This is a genomic window from Halomonas sp. ISL-56 (genome assembly GCF_018612805.1).
Classification (GTDB): Bacteria; Pseudomonadota; Gammaproteobacteria; order Pseudomonadales; family Halomonadaceae; genus Vreelandella.
The window spans coordinates 250,254-265,182 of record NZ_JAGGRO010000005.1 but is presented as its reverse complement, the minus strand read 5'-3'; the positions used below and the strand labels follow the sequence as shown (position 1 = coordinate 265,182).

General features: G+C 55.7%; 17 protein-coding genes. 9 read left to right on the top strand and 8 right to left on the bottom strand.

Annotation, left to right across the window (positions count from 1 at the left end; all coding sequences use genetic code 11):
* Positions 1 to 23: 23 nt before the first annotated feature.
* Positions 24 to 446: a hypothetical protein gene (locus J7J49_RS04815; protein ID WP_215090638.1), complete on the bottom strand. Its 423-nt coding sequence runs from the start codon at positions 444 to 446 to the stop codon at positions 24 to 26.
* A gap of 97 nt (positions 447 to 543) precedes the next feature.
* Here J7J49_RS04815 and J7J49_RS04810 point away from each other — a divergent pair, with 97 nt between their 5' ends.
* Complete coding sequence (locus J7J49_RS04810) at positions 544 to 1,197, top strand: DsbA family oxidoreductase (protein ID WP_215090636.1); 654 nt, start codon at positions 544 to 546, stop codon at positions 1,195 to 1,197.
* Positions 1,198 to 1,373: 176 nt separating this feature from the next.
* Here the strand turns inward: J7J49_RS04810 and J7J49_RS04805 are convergent, their stop codons facing one another.
* The 3 genes from J7J49_RS04805 to J7J49_RS04795 all read right to left on the bottom strand — a co-directional run bounded on the left by J7J49_RS04805 (position 1,374) and on the right by J7J49_RS04795 (position 2,889).
* Positions 1,374 to 1,895 carry an NADPH-dependent FMN reductase gene (locus J7J49_RS04805; RefSeq protein ID WP_215090634.1) on the bottom strand — a complete coding sequence of 174 codons (522 nt, stop codon included), beginning with the start codon at positions 1,893 to 1,895 and terminating at the stop codon, positions 1,374 to 1,376.
* Positions 1,896 to 2,197: 302 nt separating this feature from the next.
* Positions 2,198 to 2,524, bottom strand: a complete 327-nt coding sequence (locus tag J7J49_RS04800; RefSeq protein WP_353048338.1) for an antibiotic biosynthesis monooxygenase family protein — start codon at positions 2,522 to 2,524, stop codon at positions 2,198 to 2,200.
* A 17-nt stretch (positions 2,525 to 2,541) separates the two neighbouring features.
* The gene (locus tag J7J49_RS04795) at positions 2,542 to 2,889 is read right to left on the bottom strand and encodes an NIPSNAP family protein (RefSeq protein WP_215090630.1); all 348 of its coding nucleotides are present in this window, start codon (positions 2,887 to 2,889) and stop codon (positions 2,542 to 2,544) included.
* A 113-nt stretch (positions 2,890 to 3,002) separates the two neighbouring features.
* Between J7J49_RS04795 and J7J49_RS04790 the strand changes: the two genes are divergently transcribed.
* Positions 3,003 to 3,761: an ArsR/SmtB family transcription factor gene (locus J7J49_RS04790; RefSeq protein ID WP_215090621.1), complete on the top strand. Its 759-nt coding sequence runs from the start codon at positions 3,003 to 3,005 to the stop codon at positions 3,759 to 3,761.
* Between the two features lie 9 nt (positions 3,762 to 3,770).
* A complete protein-coding gene (locus tag J7J49_RS04785) occupies positions 3,771 to 4,520 on the top strand; it encodes a sulfite exporter TauE/SafE family protein (RefSeq protein ID WP_215090618.1) in 750 nt (249 codons plus the stop codon).
* A gap of 94 nt (positions 4,521 to 4,614) precedes the next feature.
* Here the strand turns inward: J7J49_RS04785 and J7J49_RS04780 are convergent, their stop codons facing one another.
* On the bottom strand, positions 4,615 to 5,811 hold the full coding sequence (locus tag J7J49_RS04780; protein ID WP_215090615.1) for an E22 family MetX-like putative esterase: 1,197 nt from the start codon (positions 5,809 to 5,811) through the stop codon (positions 4,615 to 4,617).
* A gap of 75 nt (positions 5,812 to 5,886) precedes the next feature.
* Positions 5,887 to 7,059, bottom strand: coding sequence for a UbiH/UbiF/VisC/COQ6 family ubiquinone biosynthesis hydroxylase (locus J7J49_RS04775; RefSeq protein ID WP_215090613.1), 1,173 nt, complete (start codon positions 7,057 to 7,059; stop codon positions 5,887 to 5,889).
* A 106-nt stretch (positions 7,060 to 7,165) separates the two neighbouring features.
* On the opposite strand from J7J49_RS04775, the gene J7J49_RS04770 reads away from it, so the two are divergent.
* On the top strand, positions 7,166 to 8,023 hold the full coding sequence (locus J7J49_RS04770) for an NAD-dependent protein deacetylase (protein WP_215090611.1): 858 nt from the start codon (positions 7,166 to 7,168) through the stop codon (positions 8,021 to 8,023).
* 14 nt (positions 8,024 to 8,037) lie between these two features.
* On the opposite strand, the gene J7J49_RS04765 is transcribed toward J7J49_RS04770, so the two are convergent.
* Positions 8,038 to 8,649: a DNA-3-methyladenine glycosylase gene (locus J7J49_RS04765; RefSeq protein ID WP_215090610.1), complete on the bottom strand. Its 612-nt coding sequence runs from the start codon at positions 8,647 to 8,649 to the stop codon at positions 8,038 to 8,040.
* Between the two features lie 82 nt (positions 8,650 to 8,731).
* Between J7J49_RS04765 and J7J49_RS04760 the strand changes: the two genes are divergently transcribed.
* The 5 genes from J7J49_RS04760 to J7J49_RS04740 all read left to right on the top strand — a co-directional run bounded on the left by J7J49_RS04760 (position 8,732) and on the right by J7J49_RS04740 (position 13,462).
* The gene (locus J7J49_RS04760; protein ID WP_215090608.1) at positions 8,732 to 10,195 is read left to right on the top strand and encodes a protein adenylyltransferase SelO; all 1,464 of its coding nucleotides are present in this window, start codon (positions 8,732 to 8,734) and stop codon (positions 10,193 to 10,195) included.
* A 44-nt stretch (positions 10,196 to 10,239) separates the two neighbouring features.
* Positions 10,240 to 11,286 (top strand): DNA polymerase IV, encoded by a 1,047-nt coding sequence (gene dinB, locus J7J49_RS04755; protein WP_215090606.1) that lies wholly within the window; start codon positions 10,240 to 10,242, stop codon positions 11,284 to 11,286.
* Between the two features lie 116 nt (positions 11,287 to 11,402).
* Positions 11,403 to 12,248: a DNA damage-inducible protein D gene (gene dinD / locus J7J49_RS04750; protein ID WP_215090604.1), complete on the top strand. Its 846-nt coding sequence runs from the start codon at positions 11,403 to 11,405 to the stop codon at positions 12,246 to 12,248.
* A gap of 128 nt (positions 12,249 to 12,376) precedes the next feature.
* Positions 12,377 to 13,204, top strand: a complete 828-nt coding sequence (locus J7J49_RS04745) for an alpha/beta fold hydrolase (RefSeq protein WP_215090602.1) — start codon at positions 12,377 to 12,379, stop codon at positions 13,202 to 13,204.
* A 9-nt stretch (positions 13,205 to 13,213) separates the two neighbouring features.
* Positions 13,214 to 13,462 (top strand): YkoF family thiamine/hydroxymethylpyrimidine-binding protein, encoded by a 249-nt coding sequence (locus tag J7J49_RS04740; protein ID WP_215090600.1) that lies wholly within the window; start codon positions 13,214 to 13,216, stop codon positions 13,460 to 13,462.
* Positions 13,463 to 13,524: 62 nt separating this feature from the next.
* Here J7J49_RS04740 and gabT read toward each other — a convergent pair whose 3' ends face one another.
* The gene (gene gabT, locus J7J49_RS04735; RefSeq protein WP_215090598.1) at positions 13,525 to 14,802 is read right to left on the bottom strand and encodes a 4-aminobutyrate--2-oxoglutarate transaminase; all 1,278 of its coding nucleotides are present in this window, start codon (positions 14,800 to 14,802) and stop codon (positions 13,525 to 13,527) included.
* Positions 14,803 to 14,929 lie beyond the last annotated feature (127 nt).

The following is a 14,929-nucleotide window of genomic DNA, read 5'->3' as shown; positions in this document are numbered from 1 at the left end:
TCCTTAAGTGCTTGCCGCGCAGATCAGTCGCGGCAATAGCCTTCACCTGTTGCGACTATTAAGCAATCTTCCTTTTCCAATAGCCACTTCATGCCGGTGGCTTCGCCGTCGCCAGCGCGAAGCAGGTGTTGACCATCCTCGCGGCTAAAGCTAATGCCCTCGGCTGTGGCTTGGCCTTCGAATGTCCCACTTTGATCGGCATCCAGGCCATACTGCATTTCAAGCAGATAGTGGCCGGGGCCTGCAGGCTCGTGCTTGCTGATGTCCAGAAATAACCCTTCTACGCCTGTCCAACGGCCAACCCATTGATCGGTTATCTGGTGGTGGGGCTCACTTTGCTCGGTTGACGCACCTGAGTCGGCCGCGCCTGCTGATGAGGGATTGCTGTCGTGAGCACACCCGCTGATAAGTAATAGGGTACTTAACGCTAATGCTGTTTTTTCCATGGTTGTGTCCTTATCACTACTGCCGTTACGCACTATATACACGTAACATGCTTTCTTTAGTTTGATCGAATTTTGGGATATGTCGAAGGGGTAAAAAATGCAAAAGGTAAGAATCGACTTAGTGTCCGATGTCGCCTGCCCGTGGTGCGCGATTGGCTATCGTCGCCTGGAGCAAGCGTTAGAGATAGTGGATGGCGAAATCGACGTTGAGCTTGTCTGGCAGCCCTTTGAGCTTAACCCGGATATGCCGCCCGAGGGCGAGCCGATCTTGGAGCACCTATGCCGCAAGTACGGCAAGGATGCTGCCAGCATGGCGCAGTCCCAGCGCGAGATTATGGCGGTGGCCGAGGAGCTTGGGCTAAATTTCCGTGGTGCCCTGGAGCGCCGGGCGAACAATACCTTCGCTGCCCATCGCGTGCTTGCGTGGGCCGGAACGCAAAACCTTGAAACGTCCCTGCAGTTGGCCCTGTTTGATGCCTACTTCGGTGAAGCGAAAAATCCTGCCGACCCAGCGGTTCTGCGCGAGAAGGCCATTAAGGTGGGGCTGGACGGCGATACTGCCGAGGCCATCGCCCGGTCGGATCAGTATGCGGAAGAAGTTCGAGCAGCGGAACAGCGGTTCGTGGAGGCAGGGGTAAACGCCGTGCCAGGACTCATCCTCGATGGACGTTACCTGATTTCTGGAGCTCAGCCTGCCGACGTGTTGGTCGATGCGCTTCGCCAGGTGGTCGAGGAAAACGCCAACCGCTAGCCCTACAGGCGCTGATCTGAAGTGAGGTTAGTGCTAGCTGTTCAGAACCCAGCCTCGCAGCGGGTGCGCAATCTCCGCTTCATGCCGGTTTTATAGCCGGTGATGGCAGGCGCTATAAGTATCAATAGCGCCTGAGGGTGCCAAACTGTAAACGGTTTTTCCCAAAATAGATAAAATCAAAAGTTACTCAACATGCCAATTAAGTCTCGGTTAAATGGCTGATTAGTAACGACACCCTGCTCTAAATCAAAGTTGTCGAAAAAGCTCGGTAAGGAAAGCGCACCTATAACGGTTGCTGAAAAATAGGGCGCTGACGCTTGTGCGGAAGCTAAGACACTTTGTGCCCCACTTTGGCCAGGGGAGGTAGAGAGCATAAGAACGGATTTATTTTGAAATACTTTCATATCTATTCGTGATGTCCAGTCAAATAGATTTTTATAGGCTGACGTATAGGATCCGTTGTGTTCCGCGAATGACATGACAATGAAATCTGCCTCACCGATAGCATTATAAAAAGCACGCGCCAATTCAGGGATGCCAGACTCCTTTTCTCTGTCTTCACTAAATGTTGGCATTTCAAAGTCGTTAAGGTCGATTAACGAAATATCTGCATCGTTGATTTGTTGTGCTGCATAAAAGGCCAGCTTTTTGTTGATGGAGCTTTTGCTGTTGCTAGCGCCGAAGGCAAGTACTTTCATTTTAAAATCCTCTGGGTTGATTTTTTCAAGGGTGTTGGTTTGGTTTTAGTTACACGTTTTTAATAAAAATGTTATCTGAAGCGATGAGCTTGAGTTGGCTTTGACGTAGGGCTATTCTGAAACCTCAACTAAGGTTGAGGTCAAGAGGGGTGTGAAAAATAAACTTATTGGCATTTGATTTGAGCTTGAAGAGTTCCCGAATCATATCCGCGTCACTCTTGTTGATTGGGACAAATTGGGCTCTAGGAAGATGAACGTAAAAGCGTTGGACAATCGGCGGCAAAAGAAAAGCTCGCTCCGCTCTACGATGGGTGTGCTGGAAGCGAATCCTCAGGTACCTCGCGCCGGTCGTTCATCCCGTAGTCTCGGATAACGGTGGCGACGCGGAGCCGATAGTCGGCAAAGATCGTCTGCCGACCCTCTTTCTGGGCAGATCGGTGAGGTTCGAGTGTTCGCCACTGTCTTATGGCTTCTTCATCCCGCCAGAAGGAGAGCGAAAGAATTTTTCCAGGATGCGTAAGGCTCTCGAAGCGCTCTATCGATATAAAACCGTCGATCTCTTCCAGATGTCGGCGCAAAGCGTTAGCGGCGTCCAGGTAGTCTTGTTTTCGGTTCGTATTGGGAAGCACCTCAAATATCACGGCGATCATAAAGCAACCCCCATGTTGATGGGTTCAATTCCCAGCGTGCCGTCCACCACTTCGACGAAGCTGCGCTCTTCCTTGAGGATAAACCTGCGCTCTTGAGCCATAGTGAAGTTCGCGTGGCCTTCATCGTCACTCTTCAGTCGCGTTCGGTAGGCTTCATAGGCAGCCAGGCTCTCAAATGCAATTAGGCCCCAGGCAACATTGTTTGTGCCCTCATGAGGAAGGAAGTAGCCGATGAGGTGGCCGCCGCAGCGCGGTATGATTTTCCCCCAGTTCTCGGCGTACTTCTTGAAGGTGCTGCGCTGGAAGGGATCGATCTCGTAGCGGATGACGCAGGTTATACTCATATGGTTATCTCCTTGGAAGGTTAACGTGGAAAGCTAATGTGAAGGGCTACCGTGGAAGGCGAATATGAAAGATAAGGAATTACCGCTCCGAGTGGTTCGACGAGGATCGAACGATGAGTGAAAGCCCTAACATCGTGCGCGTCGCCGCACTTATCGCCGATAACGCTCGGGCGGAGGTGCTTTGCGCCTTAATGTCCGGTCGTGCGCTGACCGCAACTGAACTGGCCAATATGGCTGGCGTTACCAAACAGACCATGAGTTTTCATCTGGGAAAGCTGCTAGACGAAGCGCTTGTGGCTGTTGAGCAGCAGGGCCGCCACCGCTATTTTAGGCTTGCAGGCCCGCAGGTTGCTGAACTCCTGGAGACGCTGATGGGCCTCGCTGTCAGAGGTGAAGGTGTCAATCTTGTTACCGGGCCCCTTGACCCCGCCCTGCGTAAGGCTCGTGTCTGTTACGACCATCTTGCGGGAGAATTGGGTGTGTGGGTGTATGAGCAGATGCTTCAGACCGGTATTTTTCAACTGCACTCGGGAGGGTTGCAGCTTACAGAGCATGGACAGGAGTGGTTTCAGCAATTAGGCATCGATACAGATGAAGTTGCGTCTTCAAAGCGCTCATTTTGTAGGGGATGTCTCGATTGGAGTGAGCGAAAAGACCATCTGGCGGGAGCCCTAGGCGCCGCACTACTCAGCCGTATAGAGGCGCTTGGCTGGGCAAAGCGAGCAAAGAATTCCCGGGTCATCGTGTTCAGTGCCAACGGTGAGAAAGCACTGCGGGGAATGTTCGCAATGCCGAGTGCTCTACCGACCCGCACTCAACAATCTGCTGCCACCGGTGCAGCTATCCGATATATTGCTAGTGGCAATGTATAGGAGGCAGATATGGTTGATTTCGCATCGCTGTTAGCCGTTGCGGGCACCTTCCTGATCGCGGGAAGCGTCAAGGGCGTGATTGGCCTTGGCCTCCCGCCGGTTAGTCTGGCGCTGCTGACCGTCGCGCTGGATCTGCCAACCGCCATGGCGCTGATGCTTATTCCCTCATTTGTCACGAATCTTTGGCAGTCAATGGTGGGTGGAAACGCAAGGGCCATCTTGGTAAGACTTTGGCCATTTCTCGCGATGGCCTCACTGACTGTCTGGGTTGGTGCGGCGGCACTGACCCGCGTCAATCTTACCTATCTGACGGCGCTTCTAGGCAGTTTGCTGATTATTTATGCTGTAGTGAGCCTGGCTGGGATCAAGATGGTTGTACCTAGCCGCCATGAGGTCTGGGCTGGGCCGCTTATCGGTTCTGCGAATGGGGTGCTGACCGGAATGACGGGGTCATTTGCGGTGCCGGGCGTGATGTTTCTTCAGGCCATTGGCCTTCCGAAGAACATGCTGATTCAAGCGATGGGGATGCTGTTTATGGTCTCCACGGTGGCGCTCGCGGCAGCATTGCAACAAGCCAATTTCTTGTCACTCCAGTATGGTGCCATTTCAGCAGCAGCGGTGCTGCCCGCGCTTGCTGGGATGATGATTGGTCAGCGAATTAGAGCGCGTTTATCCGAGCAGGTGTTCCGCAAGGTATTCTTTATTTCCCTTCTGATGTTGGGTACTTACATTATTGTTACTGCTATTCAAAAGCTTTAAGTGCCTTTCACAAGCAAGAGTGTGCGCACTGCGTGATTAAGACGATTTTAGAATTGGGCGCTGGCTTTAACCTAAAGCCAGCGCTGAAGATCACTTAACGCAAAAACTCCCGCAATGTATCGCTGGCTTGATCAATGGATAAAACACCATCCAGGTGGCCGCGATTGCCTTCCAGGGTTTCAAGCGTCACTTCAGTGCCGTCCGCCTCAATTAGCTCTGCTGTGCGGCGCACGCCTCCCGGGGCGAAGACAAGATCGTTTTCGCTATACAGCATCAGCGTAGGAGCCTCGATAGCGGCTAGCCCTTCCTCTAACGACTCCCCGTGGCCAGCCATAAAGAGTTGGTTGGCGCGTACTAAGTAGAGCAGGTGGTTGGCGTCGGATGTGGCAGCTCGGGCAGCGGCAACGTCATCCAGGGTTTGCTCGATGGCGTAGCGGGCGTTGATATCTTGAGCCGGGTCGCGCTCTTCATCGGCCCAGTCGCGGTTGAAGGTCTCGTTGGCCCACTGCCAGTGGTTGGCGTTGAGCGTGACCAGTTTAAGCGCTTCTTTTAAACCGTCGGTGGGTGGTTCGCCGTCGTAATAGTTTCCCTCGTTCCAGTTGGCATCTAGCCGAATCGGCGCTGCCCAGGCGCTGAGGGTTGCCAGCAGCCAGGGGTCGGCAACGCCGCCGCCAATCACAGAAATTAGCCGCTCTACTCGGTCAGGGTAAGCGCTGGCCCACTCGATGGCCTGTAGTGCGCCCATGGAGGCACCCATCACCGCGTGCAGCGATTCAATGCCTTGGCTCTCTAACAGTTCGCGCTGCACTTCGACAAAGTCACGGATTGTCACCACTGGGAAGTCCATGCCCCAGGGTTCGCCGGTGTCCGGGTTGATCGAGGCAGGCCCAGTAGTGGTGACATTGGGATCGTTGGCGCCGAGATTGACCAGCGTATCCGAGGAGATAATGTAGTACTCATCGGTATCGAGAGGTTTGCCGGGCCCAATGGTCGCGTTCCAGTAGCCGGTCGGCTCGCCCTCTGCTTCATAGCGGCCTGCGGCGTGGCTGGTGCCGGAGAAAAAGTGGGTGATTAAAATAACGTTATCGCGGGCGTCGTTGAGTTCGCCGTAGGCTTCCCAACCAACCGTCACGTTGGGAATTGTCTCGCCGTTTTGAGTGGTGAAGCTGTCTATCTCAAAGGTCTGTTTTTCGACGATGCCATCCCAGGCCATGAGCGATGAGGAGGCAAACAGAGTGGCCCCGGCAAATGCCGACACCGTCAGTAAACAGTAACGTTGTGAGAGCGCCATACGCTTTCCTTATAAAGGGCTAGTTGTGCTTGTTATTGGCTGCATCGAGCAGCTGCCCCTTCAGCGTAGTCGTTTCTAGCGCATTTTAAACGGATTCAACCCGTTGGCTTGCTGCATCATCATGCGCTTGGCGAACGGGAAGCGCTCGGCGAGCTGCAGGCTTAAATCGCCTAACTGGCGCAGCGGTTTGGCACCGGTAAACAGGTGATGAAAACTGTCGGTGGCGGCAATCATCGCCTGGTTAGCCGTGCGGCGCTGGCACTCAAAGCGGAGTAGGTTGAGGTAGTCGCCGGGGTCGCGGCCTTGAATGATAATCTCAGCAAGGGTGTCGGCGTCGTGCAGGCCGATATTTAACCCCTGGCCTGCCAGCGGGTGTACTACGTGGGCTGCGTCGCCTATTAGCGCTAAACGCTTGCCGATATAGCGCTTGGCGTGCTGGCGTTTGATGGGGAAGCTGGCGCGCGCGACCACCCGGGTGATATTTCCCAGGCGGCGGGGGAAGGCACCCTCAATAGCGGTTTTTAGCGTCGCGTTATCCATTGCCTCGCGGGCGCGGGTAGCGTCTTCGTGGTCATACCACACCAGCGATGCGCGGTGGCCGGGTAGCGGCAGCATGGCAATTGGGCCGGTGGGGGTGAAAACCTGCCAGCTGACATCCTGCTGGGGCAGCTCTGTTTCCACGTTAATGATCATGGCGCGCTGGTGGTAATCGTAGCTCTCCACTGGAATCTGGGCTAGCTCGCGTAGGGTCGAGCGGGCACCATCAGCCCCAACCACCAGCGGCGCGCTCAGTGTCTGACCGTTATCCAGTTCAAGCTGGCGTGCAGAGGTGGCCGCGATGGTGCTCAGCGGCGCGCAGTGGGTGTAACAGGTGACGCTGGGTAATTGCGCCAAGCGCTGCCAGAGGGCGTACTGTAGAGTACGGTTTTCGATAAAGATGCCGAAGTCATCCATGCCGCTATCGGCGGCGGAGAACAGCGCGTGGCCGGTGCCGTCCTGGTTGGCGACATCGATATGCCGGAACGGGCAACTGCGCTCTTCAGGGAGCGCTGTGCCGCTGGCCTTCACAAAAGCAAGTGAACGCGCGTTTAGTGACGAGATCCGCAGATCATAGTCGCCGCACGGTTCGCTTGGCTCGCCGCCTTTCTCTACCAGCCCGACAGAGAAGCCTGCATGACCCACACGAGCCGCCAGGGCAGCGCCCACCATGCCGCCACCGACAATAATAATGTCATGATCGTGCTGCATAAGAGTATCTCCTGGGTGCACAATAACCGTTGAAGGGCGCGTTGCATGGCCCTTTGTTGCACTACAGTATCGTTGAGTTTGAGCAATATTGCCTAGAGGTGAACGATTGACGCAGGCCGTGGAAATAGCAGAAAGCGTTGCCCAGGCGGGCGAGGAGCTGGCTGATTTTATCCAGCAGCACCGCAAACTGTGGGTGATTACCGGTGCCGGGGTGAGTACCGACAGTGGCATACCCGACTACCGCGATGCGGATGGCCAGTGGAAGCGGCCACCCCCGGTGCAGCATGGCGATTTTATGAGCTCTCATCACGTTCGCCAGCGCTACTGGGCACGTGCACTGATCGGTTTCAGCGCTATGCGTGAAGCCCAGGCCAGTGGTGCACACCGAGCGTTAGCGGCATTAGAGTCACAGGGCTATATCCAGCAGTTGGTGACCCAAAACGTAGACCGCTTACATCAGCGCGCCGGTTCCCGCCGGGTGATCGACCTGCATGGCCGTGCGGATATGGTGAAGTGCATGGCGTGCGACTATCAAATGATGCGCCACGCTATGCATGCTGAAATGGCGCAAATGAATCCCACCTTTGCTGGTTTACAGGCCGGTCACGCCCCGGATGGCGATGCCGATTTAGAGACTGACTTCAGCAGCTTCCGCATTTTCGACTGCCCGCGCTGCGGCGGTATCTTAAAGCCCGACGTGGTGTTTTACGGCGATGTGGTGCCCGCCGAACGTCGACTAGCCGCCCAGGTGGCGCTGGCCGAATCGAATGCAGTGCTGGCAGTGGGTACTTCTTTGATGGTGTTTTCCGGCTATCGTTTTTGCCGCGCCGCCCATGACCGGGGAATCCCGCTGGCGTCGCTGTCACTCGGCGTGACTCGGGCGGATGCGCTATTGACCCACCAGTGGCGGGCGCCGCTAACGCCGGTACTTGAGCAGGCTGTTCGTAGCTTAAAGGGCGCTTAGCCAATTCTCCCGCGCTAGCGGGCTTTGGATACCCACGGATTATCTTCTAGCCAGAGTCGCCATGGCGCGTCGCGGTGCTCTGGCTGGGCGTAATCGATACCCACGCGTGGGCCACGGGCGATCTTGGCGTCGTGCGTTGCTGCGCTAATCCACAGCTTGTCGGCCTGGGTCATATCATGGCCATACAGCGCTTTATCAATGGTTAAAGCACGCGTGAGCTTGCCGGGGCCATTGCTGAGTTGTTTACCCGCGGCTTGACGGGTGGCACGCATGGCGGCTTCGTTGGCGGTGGGCTCAACCGCACGAATCAGCACCGCGCAGGGCGAATCCTCTGGCTCGGTGACTACGTTCAATAGCCAGTGCATGCCGTAAACGAGATAGACATAGGCGTGGCCCGCAGGCCCGAACATTGCTTCTGTTCGCGGAGAGCGGCGGCGGTGGGCATGGCAAGCGGAGTCTTCAGCGCCGCAATAGGCCTCTGTCTCAACAATCCTTGCCGCCATCTGCTCGCCGTTATGTTCGCGCACCAACCAGCAGCCGAGCATGTCTCTAGCTACCTCAAGGGTGTCGCGATTATAAAAATCTCGTGAGAGGGGAGGTAGCATGCTGTCTTTAACATTTGGCATGTTTGGTAACATCGCCTCGGCGTTTAGTTGAGTAGAATGCTAGGGTATTAGATAGTCATTGCCACTAAAAGCGGAGCCTATCGTGCTGCAATTTGAACATCTCTACTCCACACTGCCGGAGCCCCTTTGGGTCGCTACCCAAGCAACGCCCGTGGCCCAGCCTGAGCTGATTGCTTTTAATGCCTCGCTTGCTGAAGCGCTGGGCGCAAAAGAGATTCTTGACTCAGCAACGCTTGCACAATGGTTCAGCGGCAATCAGCCCATTCCGCATGCTAAGCCGGGCGCACTGGGTTACGCAGGTCATCAGTTCGGCAACTTTGTGCCGCAGTTGGGCGACGGCCGGGCGCTGCTGCTGGGTGAAGTGATCGACCAGCAGGGTATACGCCGCGACGTACAGCTAAAAGGCAGCGGTCGCACGCCGTTTTCCCGCGGTGGCGATGGCCGTTCGCCACTCGGGCCGGTGCTGCGTGAATATTTGGTTAGTGAGTTTATGGCAGCGATGGGAATTCCCACTACCCGCGCGTTGGCAGCGGTGACTAGCGGCGAACGGGTGGTGCGCCAACTGCCCGAACCCGGCGCAGTGTTTACCCGCGTGGCCAGCAGCCATATTCGCGTAGGTACGTTCCAATTCGCCGCCGCGCGCCGCGATGAAACAGTGTTAAAAGCGCTGGCGGATCATGTGATTGAGCGCCACTACCCAGAGGCCGCCAACGCCGAAGATCCTTATTTAGCCCTGTTGGAAGCGGTCGTGGCTCGCCAAGCGGTGCTGATTGCCCGCTGGATGAGCATTGGCTTTATCCACGGCGTGATGAATACCGATAACTGCAGCATCGCCGGTGAAACCATCGATTACGGCCCCTGCGCCTTTATGGAGCAGTTTGATCCACAGAAGGTGTATAGCTCCATTGATCAGGGCCGCCGCTATGCGTTTGACAACCAACCGGCGATAGCTCAGTGGAACCTGGCGCGCTTTGCTGAAACGCTGCTGCCGTTAATGAAGGAAGAGGGCGATGCGTTGGTGGAGCAGGCCACCGATGCCATTCGTCACTTTGAGCCATTGTTCAGCGCCGAACAGCGCCGCCTGCATGCCGATAAACTCGGCCTTGCAGCAGATAGCGATCAGGCAATGTCGCTGATGGAAGCGCTGGAAAGCCATATGCATCAGGGGCGGATGGATATGACGGCTACCTTTGATGCGCTCACCCAATACGCTGCCTCGCCGTATGATGAGAGCCGTGAGGCGCTGCTGGCGCTGACCACGCAGCCCAATGAGCTAATCGCGTGGCTGGATAAGTGGCAGGCCGTGCAGGTGGCCAGTCAAGACGGCGAGCGCTTTACCGCCATGCGTCATGCCAACCCGGTAATTATTCCCCGCAACCACCGGGTTCAGGAAGTCATTGATGCCGCTTACGAGGGGGATTTTGTGCCGTTCCATACCTTGTTAGCGGTCATCACCCAGCCATTCGATGAGTCCGTCGAAGCACGTCGTTTAGCGGCGCCTGCCACAGAAAACCAACAGGTATTGAGAACCTTCTGCGGAACGTAACGCCTATGCTAGACTGTGTTTTTTTACAGTTTGGTGGGTAGCCGGTGCGCAAAATTATTCACTGCGACTGTGACTGTTTTTACGCCGCGGTGGAGATGCGCGATAACCCTGCGCTGCGGGATATCCCCATTGCCATTGGCGGCAGTGTCGAGCAGCGCGGGGTGGTCGCTACCTGTAATTATCCCGCCCGCGAGTTTGGCATTCACTCGGCTATGCCCATGGGCCAGGCGCTCAAGCGCTGCCCGCATCTCACCGTTATTCGCGGCGATATGGCCAAATATAAAACGGTTGCCCGCCAGGTGTTTGCGATATATCGCGAGGTCACCGAGCTGATCGAGCCGCTGTCGTTGGATGAAGCGTTTCTGGATGTCTCGGACGTCACCCTGCATCACGGCAGTGCCACGTTAATGGCTGAAGCGATTCGTGAGCGGGTGAGTCGTGAAGTAGGCATTACCGTTTCAGCGGGGGTGGCGCCCAATAAGTTTCTGGCCAAAATCGCCAGCGACTGGAATAAGCCCGACGGCCTGTGCGTCATCACACCGGACAAAGTCGATAGCTTTGTGCAGCAACTGCCGGTAAAGAAAATCCATGGCGTTGGCCCGCGCACGGCTGAAAAACTGGCGGGGCTGGATATCCACACCTGCGCCGATCTGCGCTCCCGCACGCTGACGGACTTGGTCGAACACTTTGGCCGCTTTGGACGGCGGCTGCATGAGCTAAGCTGGGGACGCGACGAGCGCCCGGTAAAAACTCACCGCGAGCGCAAATCGATTAGCACCGAGCAGACCTATGCCCAGGATTTACCCAACCTCGACGCCTGCCGCCAAGAGCTCCCCGCGCTAATCGAAGATTTAGAGCGCCGCTACGCACGGCTTGACCCGCCGCTGGCGGTACGTGGGTTGATCGTAAAAGTGAAATTTAACGACTTCACGCAAACGACTGTGGAACACGCCGACCCCGCCCCCAACCTCGAACAGTTTGAAACCCTGCTGAATGTTGGCTGGGCCAGGGGCGAACGCCCCGTGCGCCTGCTGGGGGTGGGCTACCGTCTGGCGGAGAACAGTCAAGAACATCAGCTGTCGCTGTTTTAATGATTCACTGATAGTTAACCGTCATCGCTGACTGGCGGGCATGTTGAAAGCCATTGCTGGCGCTACTATTGATCTTATGATTTTCAATGAGGATATGAGAAGGGGGAGGTGAGGCAATGAACAATGAAATGATTCACACCATGACAGAAACCTTCGAAGGTCACGCCCAACAGACTGAAAACGGCGTGGAGTTCTGGCTGGCACGTGATCTTCAACAGTTGCTAGGCTATGGCGAGTGGCGTAATTTTTTGCATGTTATTACAAAAGCAAAAACAGCCTGCGAGATTTCTGGGCACGAAGTCAGCAACCATTTTGTTGATGTCAACAAAATGGTAGAGCTTGGGTCGGGAAGTCAGCGTGAGATCAGTGATATTATGTTGACACGTTACGCCTGCTATCTCATTGCCCAGAACGGTGATCCCAGAAAACAGGAGATTGCTTTCGCGCAAACCTACTTTGCCATGCAAACCCGCAAGGCCGAGATGATTGAGCAGCGCCTGCTAGAAGCAGAGAGGGTTTCAGCGCGTAAGAAGCTATCTGCTACCGAAAAAGAGCTTTCGAATGTTATTTTTGAACAGACTGGTGGTAATCAGAATTTTGCGCTGATCCGTAGCAAAGGCGATGCGGCACTGTTCAGCAAAGGGACGAAGGCGATGAAAGCACACTGGAATGTGCCAGAGAATCGTCCGCTGGCGGATTTTGCCCCCACTATCATTCTTAAAGCAAAAGACTTTGCCACCGAAATCACTATTCATAACGCCCGTGAACAGGCGATGAGTCGCGAGCCACAGATTTCGCAAGAGCATGTCACCAATAACCAAGCTGTGCGCCAGACGCTGCTGGATCGTGGTATTCGCCCAGAAAGCCTACCACCCGCTGAAGATGTGAAAAAGGTAGAGCGTCGTCTAACATCAGCCGAAAAGAAGGCGATTAAAAATCCGGATGGGCTAGAGGAGCAGTAAACAAAACGAACAGGGATTTTAGTAGCGTCACTCTATAGCCGCATTGACGCTCACTCAATCGCACGTTAAAACAGACGTATGATAGTTTGAATCGCTCATTTACCGCTTGGTCACCCACGAGTCTCGCTATGTCTGCCGATGCCGCTTCACGTCCCCGTTTAGTGTTTGCCCATGCCAATGGTTTTCCAGGGTTAAGCTATCGCAGCCTGCTGAACCCACTGGCTGAAACCTTTGACCTGCACCCTGTGGATCGCCTGGGTCACCATCCTGATTATCCGGTTAATCACAATTGGGGCAACCTGGTGGATGAACTGCTGAGCTATCTGCCCGAGAGCGATACGCCGCTGCTGGGGGTAGGACATTCGCTGGGCGGTGCCTTGATGGCCATGGCCGCTGATAAGCAGCCGGAGCGCTTCTGTGGGGTGATCATGCTCGATCCCCCGCTGATGCTGGGCACTGACGCCTGGGCGATGAAAGCCGCCAAGCGATTTGGCTTTGTTGATCGCGTCACCCCAGCGGGTAAAACCTTGGGGCGGCGCACAATGTGGCCGAGCCGGGAGGCAATGGCGACTTCGCTGGGGCGGCGGGGGCTGTTTCGTCGCTTTACCCCGGAGGCGCTCAACGACTACATTGAAGCGGGGACGCGCTTATTGGATGACGGCAGCGCGGAGTTGACCTTTGATCCAAGTATCGAAGTGGAAATTTTCCGCCATTTGCCCGATCACCTTTCACGCTTGCCCCAGCGGCTGGGCGTACCGCTTGAACTGGTGGCAGGCAGGGAGTCCCACCTGATGACCGCTTCACGTATCAAACGCTTGAAGCGTAGAGGATTAACGGTGAGCGAGGTTCCGGGCACCCATATGTTCCCCATGGAGCATCCGGATGAGACCCGTGCCGCTATTATGGCTGCTTGGCAGCGCTTATCCGCAGCCAGCAGGCCATCAAACACAGCGTAAGGAGGCGTTATGTATCTTTCCGTACAGCTTAGCTACTACCCACTGGCCGATGACTTTAAGCCGGTGGTCAAAGAAGTGGTAAAACGGCTTGAGGCGACGGGGCTGGAGGTACACCCGAATCGCATGAGCACCCAGGTATTTGGCGAGTTCGATGCCGTGATGGCGGCATTGAGCGAGGTGATGAAGTGGTCGCTTGAGACCCACGGCAAAGCGGTATTTACGGCCAACTTTCTGGAAGGCGACCGACGGCCTCGTTAAACAAAAACACCGCCCGATTTGGGCGGTGTTTGTTTATACACTAACGTCAGTTAGCTTGGCGCTTACACCAATGAATCCAGGCAGGACTCAATAATATCCAGGCCTTCATTGAGCACGTCGTCTTGAATAGTGACGGGCATCAAGAAGCGGATGGTGTTGCCGTACATACCGCAAGAAAGCAGGATCAAGCCCTCTTCGCGGGCTTTCTTGCATAGCGCAGCGGCCAGTTCAGGGTTAGGTGTATGGTCGGCCTTGTTCGACACCAGCTCAAATGCTGCCATGGCACCCATGTTGCGCACGTGGTCGATGCAATCAAACTTGTCGGCCCACACATTAAAGCGCTTGGCCAGCTTGTCGCCCAGGGCCTGGCTCTTCTCCAGGATGTTCTCTTCTTCAAATACGTCCATGACCGCCAACGCTGCCGCACAGGCGGTGGGGCTGCCGGTGTAGGTGCCACCTAGGGAGTTAGGGCCTGAAGCGTCCATTACCTTGTCGGTGCCCACAATGGCAGAGATCGGCATGCCGTCGGCCATACTCTTGGCCATGGTCATAATGTCCGGCTCAACGCCGCTGTGCTCGATGGCAAACATTTTGCCGGTGCGGCCAAAGCCCGACTGCACTTCATCGATGATCATCAGGATGCCGTGCTCATCGCAGATCTCGCGGATCTTGGTCAGGAAGCTGGTAGAGGCTGGGTAGAAACCGCCTTCACCCAGTACCGGCTCGAGCACGATGGCCGCGGTATCTTTCGGGTTGGCATCGGTTTTCAGGGTCATTTTCAGGCCGCGAATGGCCTCGTCTTCGCTAACGCCGTGGTAAGGCACCGGGTAGGGCGCACGGAAGACAGTGCCTGGCATGGGGCCGAAGTCGCTTTGGTAAGGCGCCACCTTGCCGTTCATGGCCATAGTGAAGAAGGTACGGCCGTGGTAGCCGCCGTCGAAACAGATAACGTTTGAACGGCCAGTGGCGGCGCGGGCGATCTTGACCGCGTTTTCCAGCGCTTCCGCACCGGAGTTGGCCAGCATGACTTTGGCATGGCCACGAACCGGAACGATGTGGCTGAGCTTTTCCGCGACCTTCACGTAGCCTTCATAAGGCATGACCGTTTGGCAGGTGTGCATCAGCTTATCAAGCTGGGCTTTGACCGCGGCGACTACTTTGGGGTGACGGTGACCTACGTTGAGTACGCCAATGCCGCCCGCGAAGTCGATAAAGCGGTTGCCGTCCGCGTCCCAGATTTCAGCGTTTTCAGCGTGGTCGGCGAATGCCGTTGCGGGGCTAGCGGCGCCGGCAGCGACGTATTTATGTTTCAGCTCGTTCAGTTCGGCATTGCTGCTCATGGCTTACTTCCTAATTGGTGAGGATTGATCTTTTAGCATAGTACTTGTCAGTACGGTACTTATCAGCACAGCACTTGTCAGCACGGTACTTATCAGCACGGTACTGACCAGCATAGTGCTTATTAGC